The sequence below is a fragment of the Pseudomonas germanica genome (assembly GCF_019614655.1).
In the GTDB taxonomy this organism is placed as follows: domain Bacteria; phylum Pseudomonadota; class Gammaproteobacteria; order Pseudomonadales; family Pseudomonadaceae; genus Aquipseudomonas; species Aquipseudomonas neuropathica.
The window spans coordinates 3,025,809-3,042,759 of record NZ_CP071586.1; the positions used below are offsets into that span (position 1 = coordinate 3,025,809).

General features: G+C 60.2%; 15 protein-coding genes. 10 read left to right on the forward strand and 5 right to left on the reverse strand.

The features are described 5' to 3' along the window. Window position 1 precedes the first annotated feature (1 nt). The 3 genes from J0G10_RS13605 to J0G10_RS13615 are packed head-to-tail and all read right to left on the reverse strand — an operon-like array spanning window position 2 to window position 2,935. Window positions 2–1,483 carry an aldehyde dehydrogenase gene (locus J0G10_RS13605; RefSeq protein WP_220558674.1) on the reverse strand — a complete coding sequence of 494 codons (1,482 nt, stop codon included), beginning with the start codon at window positions 1,481–1,483 and terminating at the stop codon, window positions 2–4. Beyond that, window positions 1,480–2,313, reverse strand: a complete 834-nt coding sequence (locus J0G10_RS13610; RefSeq protein WP_220558675.1) for an alpha/beta fold hydrolase — start codon at window positions 2,311–2,313, stop codon at window positions 1,480–1,482. The genes J0G10_RS13605 and J0G10_RS13610 overlap by 4 nt, the downstream gene beginning before the upstream one ends. A gap of 31 nt (window positions 2,314–2,344) precedes the next feature. After that, window positions 2,345–2,935 (reverse strand): amino acid synthesis family protein, encoded by a 591-nt coding sequence (locus J0G10_RS13615; RefSeq protein WP_007917992.1) that lies wholly within the window; start codon window positions 2,933–2,935, stop codon window positions 2,345–2,347. Between the two features lie 462 nt (window positions 2,936–3,397). On the opposite strand from J0G10_RS13615, the gene J0G10_RS13620 reads away from it, so the two are divergent. Both J0G10_RS13620 and J0G10_RS13625 read left to right on the forward strand, forming a co-directional pair. Beyond that, on the forward strand, window positions 3,398–4,441 hold the full coding sequence (locus J0G10_RS13620; protein WP_220558676.1) for a WD40/YVTN/BNR-like repeat-containing protein: 1,044 nt from the start codon (window positions 3,398–3,400) through the stop codon (window positions 4,439–4,441). Beyond that, window positions 4,438–6,822 (forward strand): efflux RND transporter permease subunit, encoded by a 2,385-nt coding sequence (locus tag J0G10_RS13625; RefSeq protein WP_095050102.1) that lies wholly within the window; start codon window positions 4,438–4,440, stop codon window positions 6,820–6,822. Before J0G10_RS13620 ends, J0G10_RS13625 begins: the two co-directional genes overlap by 4 nt. Before the next feature lie 382 nt (window positions 6,823–7,204). On the opposite strand, the gene J0G10_RS13630 is transcribed toward J0G10_RS13625, so the two are convergent. After that, a complete protein-coding gene (locus tag J0G10_RS13630) occupies window positions 7,205–7,924 on the reverse strand; it encodes a FadR/GntR family transcriptional regulator (protein ID WP_220558677.1) in 720 nt (239 codons plus the stop codon). Window positions 7,925–8,123: 199 nt separating this feature from the next. Beyond that, complete coding sequence (locus J0G10_RS13635) at window positions 8,124–9,860, reverse strand: IlvD/Edd family dehydratase (RefSeq protein WP_108226767.1); 1,737 nt, start codon at window positions 9,858–9,860, stop codon at window positions 8,124–8,126. A gap of 194 nt (window positions 9,861–10,054) precedes the next feature. On the opposite strand from J0G10_RS13635, the gene J0G10_RS13640 reads away from it, so the two are divergent. From J0G10_RS13640 to J0G10_RS13675, 8 genes are all read left to right on the forward strand, one after another. Next, window positions 10,055–11,377 (forward strand): MFS transporter, encoded by a 1,323-nt coding sequence (locus J0G10_RS13640; protein ID WP_077573249.1) that lies wholly within the window; start codon window positions 10,055–10,057, stop codon window positions 11,375–11,377. Between the two features lie 174 nt (window positions 11,378–11,551). Further along, a complete protein-coding gene (araD1, locus tag J0G10_RS13645; protein WP_220558678.1) occupies window positions 11,552–12,544 on the forward strand; it encodes an AraD1 family protein in 993 nt (330 codons plus the stop codon). 9 nt (window positions 12,545–12,553) lie between these two features. Beyond that, window positions 12,554–14,134, forward strand: a complete 1,581-nt coding sequence (locus tag J0G10_RS13650) for an aldehyde dehydrogenase (NADP(+)) (RefSeq protein WP_220558679.1) — start codon at window positions 12,554–12,556, stop codon at window positions 14,132–14,134. 156 nt (window positions 14,135–14,290) lie between these two features. After that, window positions 14,291–14,602 carry a DUF5629 family protein gene (locus J0G10_RS13655; protein ID WP_220558680.1) on the forward strand — a complete coding sequence of 104 codons (312 nt, stop codon included), beginning with the start codon at window positions 14,291–14,293 and terminating at the stop codon, window positions 14,600–14,602. Further along, window positions 14,589–15,764: a lactonase family protein gene (locus J0G10_RS13660; RefSeq protein WP_220558681.1), complete on the forward strand. Its 1,176-nt coding sequence runs from the start codon at window positions 14,589–14,591 to the stop codon at window positions 15,762–15,764. Before J0G10_RS13655 ends, J0G10_RS13660 begins: the two co-directional genes overlap by 14 nt. Window positions 15,765–15,920: 156 nt before the next feature. Beyond that, on the forward strand, window positions 15,921–16,100 hold the full coding sequence (locus J0G10_RS13665; protein ID WP_007917967.1) for a hypothetical protein: 180 nt from the start codon (window positions 15,921–15,923) through the stop codon (window positions 16,098–16,100). Between the two features lie 351 nt (window positions 16,101–16,451). Continuing rightward, window positions 16,452–16,664 (forward strand): hypothetical protein, encoded by a 213-nt coding sequence (locus tag J0G10_RS13670; protein WP_093437841.1) that lies wholly within the window; start codon window positions 16,452–16,454, stop codon window positions 16,662–16,664. Beyond that, window positions 16,661–16,918, forward strand: a complete 258-nt coding sequence (locus J0G10_RS13675; RefSeq protein WP_220558682.1) for a hypothetical protein — start codon at window positions 16,661–16,663, stop codon at window positions 16,916–16,918. The genes J0G10_RS13670 and J0G10_RS13675 overlap by 4 nt, the downstream gene beginning before the upstream one ends. Window positions 16,919–16,951: the final 33 nt, after the last annotated feature.

A 16,951-nucleotide genomic window follows, 5' to 3' on the forward strand; every position in this document is an offset into this window, starting at 1 on the left:
CCTAGCGCATCACAAACGGATCAGGCATTGGCGCCTGGGAAAGGTTGATCCACACCGTTTTCAGTTCGGTGTAGGCCAGCACCGAATCGATGCCGCTTTCGCGTCCATAGCCACTGTTCTTGAAGCCGCCGATCGGCGCCATCGCCGACACCGCGCGGTAAGTGTTGACCCAGATAATCCCCGAGCGAACATCACGCGCCAAGCGATGGGCGCGACCGAGATCACGGGTCCAGATGCCGGCGGCGAGGCCGAACTGCGAGTCGTTGGCGATCGCCAGTGCTTCGGCTTCATCTTTAAAGCGGATCACCGACGCCACCGGGCCGAAGACTTCTTCCTGCATGATCTTCATCGAATTGCGGTCGCATTCGAACAGCGTCGGCTCGTAGAACCAGCCTTCGCCGAGATCGGTCGGACGCTTGCCGCCAGTGCGCAAACGCGCGCCTTCAGCGATGGCGTCGGCGACCAGACCTTCGACCACCGCCAGTTGCTGCGCGGTGGCCATCGGGCCCATTTCACTGTGGTCTTCCTGCGGGTTGCCGATGCGAATGCGCTGGGCGCGTTCGACCAGTCGGCTGACGAATTCGTCGTAGATCTCGTCCTGCACCAACAGCCGCGAACCCGACACGCAGCTCTGCCCGGAGGCCGCGTAGATCCCGGCGATCGCGCCGTTGATCGCGCTGTCCAGATCGGCGTCGGCGAAGATGATGTTCGGCGACTTGCCGCCCAGTTCCAGCGACAGCTTGGCGAAGTTCTCGGCGCTGCTGCGCACCACATGCCGTGCAGTCGCCGCGCCGCCGGTGAAGGCGATCTTGCGGATCAGCGGATGGCGGGTGAGGGCGGCGCCTGTGCTTGGGCCGTAACCGGTGACGACGTTGACCACACCCGGCGGAATCCCGGCTTCGAGGGCCAGACGTGCCAGCTCAAGAATGGTCGCCGAAGCGTGCTCGGACGGCTTGATCACAATCGTATTGCCAGCGGCGAGGGCCGGGGCGAGTTTGATTGCGGTCAGATAAAGCGGGCTGTTCCACGGAATGATCGCCGCGACCACACCCATGGCTTCGTGCACGGTGTAGGCGAACAGATCCGGCTTATCCAACGGCAGCGTGCCGCCTTCGAGCTTGTCGGCCAGGCCGGCGGTGTAGTGGAAGAACTCCGGCAGATAGCTGACCTGGCCACGGGTTTCGCGGATCAGTTTGCCGTTGTCGCGGCTTTCCAGCTGCGCCAGGTGTTCTTTATTTTCGGCGATAAGATCACCGAGACGGCGCAGCAGTTTGCCGCGTGCGGTGGCGGTCAGACCACGCCACGCCGGGCTGTCGAATGCCGTCTGTGCCGATTGCACGGCGCGTTCGACGTCCGCCTCATCAGCGTCAGGCAGTTCGGCCCAGGCTTGTGCCGTGGCCGGGTTGAGGCTTTCGAAGGTCTTGCCGGAGAGGGCATCGACCCATTCTCCGCCGATGCACATCTGGAAGCGTGCGAGTGTCATGCAACGATCCCCTTTATATGGTTTTGTCGGGAGTGTGCGAATTCGAGAAATTCCAGCAGCGTCTGATTGACCAGACGCGGCGACTCTACGGGCATCATATGCCGTTGCTCAGGCAGCACGGCAACCTTCGCACCGGGAATGCGCCGGGCCAGTTGCTCGGCCATTTCCGGGGTCGAACCCGGATCGAGTTCACCGGTGGCGATCAGCGTCGGCGCCTGAATGCTGCCCAGATCGTCGGCGCGGTACATGTCTTGGGTGGCGAACAATTCATAAGTGGTCAGGTAACCCTGCGGATCATTATTGGCGAGGGTCTGGCGCAATGCGGCGATCTGCGCCGGATTGGCCGCCTGATACTCGCGGCTGAACCAGCGTGACAACGCGGCTTCAGCATTGGCGTCCGGGCCATGTTCCGCCGCTTGCGCGGTACGGGCGATGACCCCGGCACGCTGTTCTTCGCTGCGGTTGAACACGCTGTTCAAGACCACCAGGCTTTGCAGGCGCTCCGGGTAATGCAGGGCAAAAGCCCGCGCGACCAGCCCGCCCATTGAGAAACCGATCACCGCTGCCTGTTGCAGATTCAGATGATCGAGCAACTCCAGCAACTGATCGGCGTAACCGAGCAGGTTGGTGCCGCTGGCCGGTCGCGGGCTCGCGCCATGACCGAGCATGTCGTAGGCGATCACCCGGTACTGGCTGGACAGGCCGACAATCTGCCCGCCCCACATTTCTTTGTTCAGGCCCACGCCGTGGATCAAAACCACGGGCTGGCCTTGGCCGGTCGCCAGGTAACTGGTGCCAGCCGGGGTGAGTTCAGCGGTGAGCCGAATCATGGAGCGCTCCTGCAGTGCCTTTTTATTGTGATTACTGGGCCTTTTCGGCGGCCAGTTCTTCCAGATCGATGTAGCGGTTACCGATGCGCGGGTGCAGGCGACCACCGTCGGCGCAACCCAGCACCACAACGATTTCGTCGGCACGCGGCGCGTCTTCGATCTGCATTTCCAGAGTGATGTAGTGCGAACGCTGGCCTTCATCGTCCTTGTGCATCATCGGGATCTGAATCGAGGTGCCCGGGCCTCCGCGCTTGTTGGTGAAGCTCAGGTAGCTCTTGGCGTTGACGGCTTCGCGGTAGTGGTTGCCGAAGCGCAGGGTGTGGATCACGGCGGAGGCGTGTTCGATCTCGCCATCGGCGCCGACCACAGCCGCTTTGCCGTAGGCCTCGATCTTTTCCGCGCCGCCGATGATGCCGACCAGACGCTCGACCATCAGTGCACCGAGGTCGGAGCAATTGGCGCGGATCTGCGGCTTGAGGTCTTCAACGAAACCGTTGCCCACCCAAGGGTTTTTCATCACCACGGCGAGGCCGACCATGGTCACTGGCTTGTCGGTGGCTTTGCCGCCTTCGATGAAGGTTTCTTCGACATAGCTGACGATCTTGCGAATTTCGAAACTCATGAGCTGCTCCGTTGGGGGATTGAGAGTGTCTGTGCGTCTGATGGTATACCATAATACCGATCGTGCAAGTCCCTCTCGCAAGAATTGCGTCATACATCCGGCGAATGGCGCTGCATTCACTGACAACCACAAATTCCAAGACCACCTCTAACCCCTGTGGGAGCGAGCCTGCTCGCGAAAGCGGTGGGTCAGCCAATAAACTGGGTGACTGGTGCACCGCATTCGCGAGCAGGCTCGCTCCCACAATGGAAATCAGCGTCGGTAGAGGGCCGCTTTCGGTTAACAAAAGATAACGTGGCGCCGATTGTCAGACGTTTCGAAAGCCCGATAGGATGAGCCAGCTTCCGAAGTGGCTCTGGATTGCGGGTTTCAGGACTATGCTTCTGACCAGCCATCAGCGGAGCACACTTGCGGCGCCCTTGAAGGCCAGATGGCCTAACAATAATAAAGAGGGGAAGGTCTATGAGTCGTTGCCGCCCGCCGGCGTTACGCAACACCGCGTTGCTGGCCACAGCACTCTCCATGCTGGGCTTGGCCACGTTATCGGCACCTGTGATTGCCGCCGAGGCGCCGGCCGATGTGGTCTATGCCACCGAATCCGCCAAAGCCGCGAAAAGCCTGATACTCGATGTCGTCCACGCTGGCGCACGCCTGGTCGCGGTCGGCGATCGCGGACACATTCTCTATTCCGATGACCAGGGCAAAACCTGGAAGCAAGCCAAGGTGCCGAGCCGGCAACTGCTGACGGCTGTGTATTTTGTCGACGACAAACACGGCTGGGCGGTCGGCCATGACGCGCAAATCCTCGCCAGCGCAGACGGCGGTCTGACCTGGGCCAAGCAATTCGAAGACCTCAAACGTGAATCGCCGCTGCTCGACGTCTGGTTCAAGGACGTCAACAGCGGCCTCGCCGTGGGCGCGTACGGCGCGTTGATGGAAACCACCGACGGCGGTAAAAACTGGGAAGACGTCAGTGACCGCCTCGACAACGAAGATCAATTCCACCTCAACGCCATCGCAGCGGTGAAGGACGCCGGGCTGTTTATCGTCGGCGAGTCGGGCAGCATGTTCCGCTCCGCCGATGACGGCCAGACCTGGGAAAAACTCGAAGGCCCGTACGAAGGTTCGCTGTTCGGCGTGATCGGCACGGCGCAACCGCAGACCCTGCTGGCGTACGGCTTGCGCGGCAACCTCTACCGCTCCACCGATTTCGGTAGCACCTGGGAGCAGGTCGAGCTGAAAGCTGCGCGCGGATCGCTGGAATTCGGCCTGTCCGGCGCGACCCTGCTTGAAGATGGCTCGATCGTGATCGTTGGCAACGGCGGTTCGGTGATCAGCAGCAGCGACAACGGCGAGACCTTCAGCGTGTTCAACCGTCCGGATCGTATTTCCCTGTCGTCGGTCACCGCTGCCGGCGACGGCAACCTGATTCTGAGCGGGCAGGGTGGCGTTCACACCACGCTGCCAAACGGTGCCGAGATCAATAATAAGAAGGCGGGGCTATGACTTCCTTGATCACTCCTCAGCAGGACAAGGCGACGTTTCTTGAGCGCCTGATCTTCAACAACCGTCCGGCAGTGATCCTTATCTGCCTGGTGGTGAGTATTTTCCTGTTCTGGCAGGCCACGCTGATCCGGCCGTCGACCAGTTTCGAAAAAATGATCCCGCTCAAGCATCCGTTCATCGAGAAGATGATGGAGCACCGCAACGATCTGGCGAACCTGGGCAACACTGTGCGCATTTCGGTGGAAGCCAAGGACGGCGACATCTTCTCCAAGGAGTACATGGAGACTCTGCGCCAGATCAACGACGAGGTGTTCTACATCTCCGGCGTCGACCGTTCTGGCCTGAAGTCGCTGTGGAGCCCGAGCGTACGCTGGACCGAAGTGACCGAAGAGGGTTTCGCCGGCGGTGAAGTGATCCCGCAGAGCTACAACGGCTCGCAAGACAGTCTCGATCTGCTGCGCAACAACGTACTCAAGTCAGGTCAGGTCGGGCGTCTGGTGGCCAACGACTTCAAGTCGAGCATCGTTGACATCCCGCTGCTGGAGTCCTACCCGGACCCGGAAGACCAGGGCAAGTTGCTCGCGCTGGACTACCGCAAGTTCTCCCATGAACTCGAAGACAAGATCCGCAACAAGTTCGAAGCGCAGAATCCCAACGTCAAAATCCACATCGTCGGTTTCGCCAAAAAGGTCGGCGACCTGATCGACGGTCTGGTGATGGTCGTGCTGTTCTTCGGCATCGCGTTTGTCATCACCCTGATTCTGCTGTTGTGGTTCACCAACTGCGTACGCAGCACCATCGCGGTGTTGAGTACGACGCTGGTGGCGGTGGTCTGGCAGCTCGGCTTGATGCACTTCTTCGGTTTCGGACTCGATCCGTATTCGATGCTGGTGCCGTTCCTGATTTTCGCCATCGGTATTTCCCACGGCGTGCAGAAGATCAACGGCATCGCCCTGCAATCGAGCGAGGCCGACAACGCGTTGACTGCAGCGCGGCGCACCTTCCGCCAACTGTTCCTGCCGGGGATGATCGCGATTCTTGCGGATGCGGTGGGCTTCATCACCCTGCTGATCATCGACATCGGCGTAATCCGTGAACTGGCCATCGGCGCGTCGATCGGCGTGGCGGTGATCGTGTTCACCAACCTGATCCTGCTGCCGGTCGCCATTTCCTATGTCGGTATCAGCAAGCGCGCGATTGCCAAGAGCAAGAAGGACGCCAACCGCGAACACCCGTTCTGGCGCCTGCTGTCGAACTTCGCCAACCCGAAAGTCGCACGTATTTCGGTGGTGCTGGCGCTGATCGCCTTCGGCGGCGGCCTCTGGTACAGCCAGAACCTGAAAATCGGCGACCTCGACCAGGGCGCGCCGGAACTGCGTCCGGACTCGCGCTACAACAAGGACAACAACTTCATCATCAACAACTACTCGACCAGTTCCGACGTGCTGGTGGTGATGGTCAAGACCAAGGCTGAAGGTTGCTCGCGTTATGAGGCCATGGCGCCGATCGATGAGCTGATGTGGAAGATGCAGAACACCGAGGGCGTGCAGTCGGCGATCTCGCTGGTGACCGTGTCCAAGCAGATGATCAAGGGCATGAACGAGGGCAACCTGAAGTGGGAAACCCTGTCGCGCAACCCGGACGTGCTGAACAACTCGATTGCCCGCGCCGACGGTCTGTACAACAACAGTTGCTCGCTGGCGCCAGTGCTGGTGTTCCTCAACGATCACAAGGCTGAAACCCTCGATCGTGCGGTGCACGCGGTGCAGGAATTCGCCAAGGACAACAACAAGGACGGTCTGGAATTCATCCTCGCCGCCGGTAACGCCGGCATCGAAGCGGCCACCAACGAAGTCATCAAGCAGGCTGAGCTGACCATCCTGATTCTGGTGTACATCTGCGTGGCAGTGATGTGCATGATCACCTTCCGTTCGTGGGCGGCGACGCTGTGCATCGTCCTGCCGCTGGTGCTGACCTCGGTACTCGGCAACGCGCTGATGGCGTTCATGGGCATCGGCGTGAAAGTCGCGACCTTGCCGGTGGTGGCGCTGGGTGTGGGGATCGGTGTCGACTACGGCATCTACATCTACAGCCGTCTGGAGAGTTTCCTGCGTGCGGGGCTGCCGTTGCAGGAAGCCTATTACCAGACGCTGAAATCCACCGGTAAAGCCGTGCTGTTCACCGGTCTGTGCCTGGCGATCGGTGTGTGCACCTGGATCTTCTCGGCGATCAAGTTCCAGGCCGACATGGGCCTGATGCTGACCTTCATGCTGCTGTGGAACATGTTCGGGGCGCTGTGGCTGCTGCCGGCACTGGCGAAGTTCCTGATCAAGCCGGAGAAGCTGGCGGGGCAGAAGGGCAATTCGCTGTTTGCGCATTGATCTGAAAGGCTGAATTGATCTGAAAGGCTGAAACGACAAAGCCGCAACCTTAGGGTTGCGGCTTTTTTGTGTTTTAAGATCAAGAGCCCCCTCACCCTAACCCTCTCCCGGAGGGAGAGGGGACTGACCGCGGTGTGCGGCTTGATACATCGACCTGAAACACCGAGTTGATTATGGATTTAACGCAAATCATTCGACCTGAGATACCGAGTTGATTATGGATTTAAAGCAAATCATTCGACTTGAGATGCCAGTCGGTTATGGATTCACTGCAAATCGTTCAAGTCGGCGTAAATCCCGAATATCCCCCAATCGGTCCCCTCTACCTCTGGGCGGTCCGACGTTTCGGGAGGGCTAGGGTGAGGGCAAGCAGTCTCAAGCCTTAAGTGAGTTCAGCGCCAAGCACGACACTCAAAGCACTACGCGCATCATCCAGCTGCACCAACGTCGCATGCCGAGCCCCCAGCGCATCACGATTCTCGATCGCCGTCAAAATCGCCTTATGCCGTGGCAACGCCAATTCATGCAGATTCGGCCGCTGATTCGAATGCTTCAACGCCTCGGCAATCGCCACCGACAACATATTGCACAGATTCGCCAACAAGTCGTTGTGTGTCGCATCGGCAATCCGGCTATGGAAATCCAGATCCGGCTGCAACAACGCTTCCGGCGTCGGCGCCGCTTCCATGCGCTGATACGCCTCGCCAATCGCGGCAATATCAGCCTCGGTCGCATGTTGAGCAGCGAGGGCGGCAGCCGCCGGTTCGATGATGCTGCGCACACTGGTTAGCACATTGAAGAATTCATTCTGCGGGCTGCTTTGCATCAGCCAGTGCAGCACGTCCGGGTCGAGCATGTGCCATTCGCGCCGGGCCTTGACCACCGTGCCAACCCGAGGCTTGGAATACACCAGCCCCTTGGCCACCAGCACCCGCGTGGCTTCGCGTAACACCGGCCGGCTGACCGCGTACTCCTCGCAGAGCAGGGCTTCGGCGGGCAGTTTGTCGTCGGGCAAGAAGTGTCCGGAGACGATCTGCATGCCCAGTTCCTGGACGATGCGCGAATGCATGCTTTTGCGGTCGGAAGGTTTGCGGTAATCCATGGGGAGTGGCGCGATCCTGAGCGATGGAGATGCCGCGCATCATAGCAGGCACCAGACAATCTTGAGGCGGGTAATGATCGTTCCCACGCTCTGCGTGGGAATGCTGCCCGGGACGCTCTGCGTCCCATTTCAGAGCTGGAACGCGGAGCGTCCCTTGAGGCATTCCCACGCGGAGCATGGGAACGATCGGTGGAGAAGGTCAGTGAGAGTGGCGCGGGACTTCAGCGCCGCGGCAGCCTACCAGGAAGTCGAAGTCACAGCCCTGATCCGCCTGCAGCACATGGTCGATGTACAACTGACGATACCCGCCCACCAACAACTGCTGCGGCGGCTGCAGATCCGCCATGCGTGCCGCCAGTTCGGCATCCGGAATATCCAGGTGCAGCCGCCCGGTGGCGCAATCCAGCTCGATCCAGTCGCCTTCCTGCACCGTCGCCAAAGGCCCGCCGGCCGCCGCTTCCGGCGCCACGTGCAAAACCACCGTGCCGTACGCCGTGCCGCTCATCCGCGCATCAGAAATGCGCACCATGTCGGTCACACCCTGTGCCAACAACTTGGCCGGCAAGCCCATGTTGCCGACTTCGGCCATGCCCGGATAACCCTTCGGCCCGCAGTTCTTCATCACCAGAATCGAATCTTTATCGACATCCAGTTCCGGATCGTTGATCCGCGCCTTGTACATGTCGAAGTTCTCGAACACTACCGCGCGGCCGCGATGCTGCATCAATTCCGGGGTCGCGGCGGACGGCTTGAGCACGGCACCCAGTGGCGCCAGATTGCCGCGCAATACGCAAATGCCGCCGTCAGCACGGATCGGATTGTCTAGGGTGCGGATCACTTCGTCCTCGCCATAGATCGGCGCGTCCTTGGTGTTCTCGCCAATCGACTTGCCATTGACCGTCAGTGCATTCGGGTTAGGGATCAGATTGGCTTCACCGAGACGCCGCAGCACTGCCGGCAAACCACCGGCGTAATAGAACTCTTCCATCAGGAAACGCCCCGACGGTTGCAGGTCGACGATGGTCGGCATGCCACGACCGATACGGGTCCAGTCGTCCAGATCCAGTTCAACGCCGATGCGTCCAGCGATAGCTTTCAAGTGAATCACCGCGTTGGTCGAACCACCGATGGCGGCGTTGACCCGGATGGCGTTTTCGAAGGCTTCCTTGGTGAGGATCTTCGACAGTTTCAAATCTTCGCGAACCATCTCCACTGCACGCATACCGGACATGTGCGCCAACACATAACGTCGCGCATCCACCGCCGGGATCGCCGCGTTGTGCGGCAGGGAAGTGCCCAGTGCTTCAGCCATGCAGGCCATGGTCGACGCCGTGCCCATGGTGTTGCAAGTGCCTGCCGAACGCGACATGCCACCCTCGGCCGCAAGGAAATCGTCAATCGTGATGGTGCCGGCCTTGACCTGCTCGCTGAGCTGCCAGACCACGGTGCCCGAGCCGATGTCCTTGCCCTTGTGCTTGCCGTTGAGCATCGGCCCGCCAGTCACAACAATCGCCGGCACATCGCAACTCGCCGCGCCCATCAGCAGCGCTGGAGTGGTTTTGTCGCAACCGGTCAGCAGCACCACGCCGTCGATCGGGTTGCCGCGAATGGCCTCTTCAACGTCCATGCTCGCCAGGTTGCGAGTGAGCATGGCGGTCGGGCGCAGGTTCGATTCGCCGTTGGAGAACACCGGGAATTCCACTGGAAAACCACCGGCCTCGATCACCCCGCGTTTGACGTGCTCCGCGATCTGGCGGAAGTGCGCGTTGCACGGGGTCAGTTCCGACCAGGTGTTGCAGATGCCGATGATCGGCTTGCCATGGAACTGGTGGTCGGCGATGCCCTGATTCTTCATCCAGCTGCGGTACATGAAGCCGTTCTTGTCGGCCGTGCCAAACCATTGGGCGGAGCGCAGGGTGGGTTTCTTATCAGACATGATCGATTCTCTTATTGTATGACTATAGTGTTCCAGCTACGGCCTAATCTAAGCGCAAAATCCTAGGTTTGGAAGTGTTGTTGGTGAATTAGTATTACTATATAGTCGTTTTCGACGGAGGGATGGCCCTGACGGTTTTTCCGTGAGAGGCGTCCCCCGAGGTTCTATAAAAACAACAATCGGAGACCGATCTCATGAGCCAGGAACTGCGGCTAATCCGGCGCATTACGCTGAAACTGATTCCCTTCCTGATCCTGCTGTACCTGATCGCCTATGTGGATCGCTCCGCCGTCGGCTTCGCCAAGCTGCACATGGGCGCTGACATCGGCATCGGCGACGCCGCCTACGGCCTCGGTGCCGGGCTGTTCTTCATTGGCTACTTCCTTCTCGAAATCCCCAGCAACCTGATGCTCGAACGCTTCGGCGCACGGCGCTGGTTTGCGCGGATCATGATCACCTGGGGCGCGATCACCATCGGCATGGCCTTCGTTCAGGGCCCGCACAGTTTCTACGTGATGCGCTTTCTGCTCGGCGCGGCCGAGGCGGGGTTCTTCCCCGGCGTTCTCTACTACATCACCCAATGGTTCCCGGTGCGCCATCGCGGCAAGATCCTTGGCCTGTTCATCCTCTCCCAGCCGATCGCGATGATGATCACCGGCCCGGTGTCCGGCGGTTTGCTCGGCATGGACGGCGTCCTTGGCCTGCACGGCTGGCAGTGGCTGTTCATCGTCATCGGCACCCCGGCGATCCTCCTGACCTGGCCAGTGCTGCGCTGGTTGCCTGACGGTCCGCAACAAGTGAAATGGATGGATCAAGCCGAGAAAGACTGGCTGACCGGTGAGCTGAAAAAGGATCTGCAGGAGTACGGCCAGACCCGCCACGGCAACCCGCTGCATGCGCTGAAAGACAAACGTGTGTTGCTGCTGGCGCTGTTTTATCTGCCGGTGACGTTGAGCATTTATGGCCTCGGTCTATGGTTACCGACGCTGATCAAACAGTTCGGCGGCAGTGATCTGGTCACCGGTTTTGTGTCGTCGGTGCCGTATATCTTCGGGATAATCGGCTTGCTCATCATCCCGCGCAGTTCCGATCGTTTAAATGATCGTTACGGGCATCTGGCTGTTCTTTATGTGCTGGGCGCGATTGGCTTGTTCCTGAGTGCGTGGCTGTCGCTGCCCGTGGCGCAATTGGCGGCGTTGTGTCTGGTGGCGTTTGCGCTGTTTTCCTGCACAGCGGTGTTCTGGACCTTGCCGGGGCGCTTCTTTGCCGGCGCGAGTGCGGCGGCGGGGATCGCGTTGATCAACTCGGTAGGGAACCTGGGCGGATACATCGGGCCGTTCGTGATCGGGGCGTTGAAGGAGTACACCGGGAATCTCGCGTCCGGCCTGTATTTCCTGTCGGGCGTGATGGTGTTCGGCTTGATCCTGACGGGCGTGGTTTACCGCGTGCTGGAACGCAAACACGTGCTCCCGGTTGACCAATTTGCCGCCAGCGCCCGTGGCGCTACCCGAACCTGAACCCCATCGACCCATCACCACCGAACCTGTGGGAGCTGCGGTGCGACGACTCGACTTGCCAGCGATAGCAATCTGTCAGACACATTAATGCTGAATGTGCCGCCGTCATCGCTGGCAAGCCAGCTGCCACAGGGTTTTGCAGTGTTTCGAAGTTTTGTGTAAAGGAGAGGACATATGCATCTGGTTCAATTCGAATTAAGCAACCGCGAACGCCGCGTCGGCGTGGTCGACAACGATCTGGTGCGCGAAGTGCTAGACGCGCGCAGCGTGCGCGATCTGGCGCTCGCCGCCATCGAAGCCGGCAACACGCTGGAACAGCAAGTGCAGATCCTCGGCCTCGGCATCAGCCACGACTACGCCGAACTGCTCGCGCAACTGCGCATCCTGCCGCCCCTCGATCACCCGGACCCGGCGCACATGCTGGTCAGCGGTACTGGCCTGACTCACCTGGGTAGCGCCTCGGCCCGCGACAAGATGCACCAGCAGGCCGGCGACGAAGTGGCGATGACCGACACCATGCGCATCTTCAAATGGGGTGTGGAGGGCGGCAAACCGGCGGCGGGGCAGGCCGGTGTGCAACCAGAATGGTTCTACAAAGGCGACGGCAGTATTGTCGTTCGCCCGGGTCAGCCGTTCCCGGTGCCGCCGTTTGCTGAAGACGCTGGCGAAGAACCAGAGATGGCCGGCCTCTACCTCATTGGCAACGACGGCAAGCCTTATCGCCTGGGTTTTGCGGTGGGCAACGAGTTCTCCGATCACATCATGGAGCGCAAGAATTACCTGTACCTCGCGCACTCGAAATTGCGCAGTTGCAGTTACGGCCCGGAACTTCGCACCGGTGAACTGCCTCAACATCTGGCAGGCACCAGTCGCATCCTGCGTGACGGCGAAGTGCTCTGGCAGAACGAGTTTCTCAGCGGCGAGGCGAACATGTGCCACAGCCTCGCCAACCTCGAATACCACCATTTCAAGTACAGCCAGTTCCTGCGTCCGGGGGATGTGCACATTCACTTCTTCGGCACCGCGACCCTGTCGTTCGCCGATGGCATCCGCACCCAGCCGGGCGACGTCTTCGAAATCAGCCAGGCCGAATTCGGCGCCCCGCTGGTCAACGGCATCGTCCCGGTTCCGGCGGCATTTGAACCGGACAGCATCGGCACCCTTTAAGGAGATCCCATGACTCAGATTCTCGGTCACAACTACATTGGTGGTCAGCGCAGCGCCGCTGGCGACGTCAAACTGCACTCCGTCGATGCCACGACGGGCGAACACTTGCCGCACGATTTCATTCAGGCCACGGTTGAGGAAGTCGACGCAGCGGCCAAAGCTGCCGCTGTCGCGTACCCGGCTTATCGCAGCCTCAGCGCCGAACGCCGCGCGCAGTTTCTCGACGCAATTGCCGATGAACTGGATGCCCTCGGTGATGATTTCGTCGCCGTGGTCTGCCGCGAAACGGCGTTGCCCGCCGGACGCATTCAGGGCGAGCGCGGACGCACCAGCGGGCAGATGCGTCTGTTCGCCAAGGTTCTGCGTCGGGGTGATTTCTACGGTGCGCGGATTGATCTGCCGTTGCCGGATCGCCAGCCATTGCCACGTCCTGATCTGCGCCAATACCGCATCGGCCTCGGTCCTGTTGCGGTGTTCGGCGCAAGCAACTTTCCACTGGCGTTTTCCACGGCGGGCGGCGACACCGCTGCGGCGCTGGCCGCCGGTTGCCCGGTGGTGTTCAAGGCCCACAGCGGTCACATGGCCACGGCTGAGCTGGTCGCTGACGCGGTGATTCGTGCAGCGGAAAAAACCGCGATGCCTGCCGGTGTGTTCAACATGATCTACGGCGGTGGCGTCGGTGAATGGCTGGTCAAGCACCCAGCGATTCAGGCAGTCGGTTTCACCGGTTCGCTCAGAGGCGGACGTGCGCTGTGCGACATGGCCGCTGCACGCCCGCAACCGATCCCGGTGTTTGCCGAGATGTCGAGCATCAACCCGGTGATCGTCCTGCCGCAGGCCCTTGCCGAGCGTTCGGAAACGGTTGCCCGCGACTTGACTGCTTCAGTGGTGCAGGGCTGCGGTCAGTTCTGCACCAATCCGGGCCTGGTCATCGGCATCCGCTCGCCAGAGTTCAGCGCGTTCGTGCAGCAGGTTGCGGGTTTGATCGGTGATCAACCGGCGCAAACCATGCTCAACGCCGGCACCCTCGGCAGCTACGGTAATGGCTTGCAGAAACTGTTGGCGCATCCCGCCATTGAGCATCTGGCCGGCAATCCGCAGCAGGGTAATCAGGCTCAGCCGCAATTGTTCAAGGCCGATGCGAGCCTGTTGATCGATGGCGATGAAGTGCTGCAGGAAGAAGTGTTCGGCCCGACCACGGTGATTGTCGAAGTGGCGGACAAGGCGCAACTGAGTGCCGCATTGCACGGCCTGCATGGGCAACTGACCGCGACGATCATTGGCGAGCAGGCGGACTTTGAACGTTTCCCTGAGCTGACGCCGTTGCTGGAACAGAAGGTCGGGCGGATCCTGCTTAACGGTTATCCGACCGGTGTCGAGGTGTGTGATTCGATGGTGCATGGCGGGCCGTATCCGGCAACGTCTGATGCTCGTGGCACGTCGGTGGGCACGCTGGCCATCGACCGTTTCTTGCGTCCGGTGTGCTTCCAGAATTACCCGGACAGCTTGCTGCCCGAGCCGCTGAAGAACGCCAACCCGCTGCGCATCCAGCGCCTCGTCGACGGCAAGCCCTCACGCGACGCCCTCTGACACGCTGCCCCTGTAGGAGCTGCCGAAGGCTGCGATCTTTTGATCTTGATCTTAAAAAACAAAATCAAAAGATCGCAGCCTTCGGCAGCTCCTACTCGGGGAGTCGAGCGCCATGAGCTATCATTGGCCCTTTCCCCCCTAGAAAGACTGTTTGCCATGACTGCCCAAACCCTTCTCAACGCCCTCGAACACTGCGGTATGGTCGAAATCGACGGCCTGCATGCCTTCGAATTCGCCCTCGACGAAGACGACAACCTGCACATCGAATGCATCGACGGCCGAGCGGCCAAGCATTGGGAATTCACGCCGGCTCAGGTTGCCGCTGCAACCTTCGACGACTCTTTGCAGAGCTGGTTGATCGTCGGCTATTTCAATGAAACCAAAGCGATCGGCGAACACCGCTTGGTTTGTCATGGCGACGTAGTCAGCAGCAGCGACGACGAGGACGAAATTGATGAAAATGCGTAAATTCTGGCCGCTGCTGATGGCCGGCAGCGTCGGCGCCATGGGCCTGTCCACGGCGTACGCCGAAAGCTTCCAGTTGCTGGTTGGCTCCTACACCGCTGGCACCAGCCAGGGCATCTATCGAATGAACTTCGACAGTGCCACCGGCCAGATCGCCGCCAAACCGCTGCAAGTGGTCAAAAGCGAAAATCCGTCATGGCTGACCCTGTCCAAAGACCAGCGTCGCCTGTTCGTGGTCAACGAAAACGGCCCGGGCCAGAAAGACCCGGTCGGCCGTGTCAGCAGCTATTCGATCGATCCGAAAACCCACACGCTGACCCTGATCAATCAAGTTCAAAGCCTGGGCAACGAGCCGACCCATTCGAGCCTCAGCGCTGACGCCAGCCACTTGTTCGTCAGCAACTATTCGGTGATGGAAGATCCGGGTGGAACGCTGGCGGTACTGCCGGTGGGTGCTGACGGCAAACTCAAACCGGTGGTGCAGATGAGCGCGCACCCGGCGAGCCGGGTCAACCCGGAGCGCCAGGCCTCCAACCACGTCCATTCGACGGTCTCTTCGCCGGACGGCCGCTACGTGTTCTCCAATGATCTGGGCGCGGACAAGGTTTTCATTTATCAATTCGATCCGAAAGCCAACCCGGAGCTGCCGCTGACCCCAGCGAAAGCTGCATCCGTGGCGTTGCCTGCCGGCAGCGGCCCGCGTCATTTGCTGTTCAGCGCTGACGGTAAACACGCTTGGCTGACCATGGAAATGAGCGCGCAGGTCGCGGTGTTCGACTACCACGACGGCGTGCTGACCCAGACGCAACTGGTCGATCTGGCCGCCGGCCAGCCGACTTCGGACAAGGCTGCGGCGGCGCTGCACGCTTCGGCGGATGGCAAGTTCCTCTACGTCAGCAACCGTGGCACCGCTAATCAGCTGGTGGTGTTCGCGATCGATCCGGCGAGTGGCCAGCTCAAAGAACTGCAAAAGCGCTCGGTGGAAGGTGATCACCCGCGCGAGTTCAGCCTCGATCCGAGCGGTAAGTTCCTGCTGATCGCCAACCAGAAGAGCAACGAAATTGTCGTCGTCGAGCGCGATGGCAAGACCGGTCTGCTCGGCAAAACCGTGCAGAAACTGCCGATGGATGCGCCGAGCGACCTCAAGTTTCTAGTGCGACAATAAGCCACAGGCCCCGGTTTACGGGGCCTGCCTCTTTGTATTAATCGCGCTGATATCCGGTAATGCTACAAAGCATTTCAAGCGATCAACCCTCGAGCGTTAAGTTTGCTTCACGGCCCAACCGGGCAAACAAGCCAACCGAACACGAGGGTTACCGCCATGAACTTCAATCTCTTCTCCGTGATTGCCGCTTCCGCCATCTCCGCTACCGTTGTGCTGCCAGCCAGTGCCAACGTTGAAATCAACAGCAAAAAATCCCACACCCAGAGCTACACCCAGAAATACCTGCAACAGAGCGCCAACTTCTACGCCGCCCTGGATCACAAAGCCCAACACTGAAATGCCCGTTCTGCACAACTCCCTGTAGGAGCTGCCGAAGGCTGCAGTCTTGATCTTGCCCTTGGGATCGTTCCCACGCTCCGCGTGGGAACGCAGCCCGTGACGCTCCGCGTCACTGGACGCAGAGCGTCCCGAGAGGCATTCCCACGCTGAGCATGGGAACGATCAGATCGCAGCCTTCGGCAGCTCCTGCACGTGTGTTTTCCGCAGCACGATAGTTTTGTTCAAACACGCAAATAGACTGGCTAAATAATCAACGAAGCTGATGTTTACTATGGCAAACCCTGAGTGGTTGCCACGGCTTTTTTGATCGATTCTGTGGACATCGAAACATGCCCACGGGAGAACACCATGGCCAGCGCAATCCTTCATTCAGCCAAACGCGGCGCTTACCTGGCCATCGGTCTTTATCTGGCCGTGGTGTTGGTCGTGAGCATCGCCTCGCAGATGGAACACAGTTTCGAAGCGCCGATTCAAGTCGCCCACCCCGGCGTACAGTTCGAAGTTCGCTCGCAAAGCGTGATGGTCGACCGGGCTGAACTCGCAGGAGTTGGCGGAGCATGAAAGGCTACAGACTTTGGGTTGTCGCCGGTTTAGCGTTCTTCACCAACGGCGCTTCATTACTGGGAATCGGCCAAGGCTCGGTGGGCGCACTGGCCCGGGCCATAGAGGCCAATCACAACATCGCGCACAACATCGAACGAGCGAATACCTTGGGGCTGATGGCCGGCAATCCGCCGGTGAAGGTTTCGGCTGATTTTCTCGGACCGTTCGAAGTCGATTGCATGGCACTCGGCATGTGCCAAGCGCTGGCCTGACTGATCGTTCCCACGCTCCGCGTGGGAATGCAG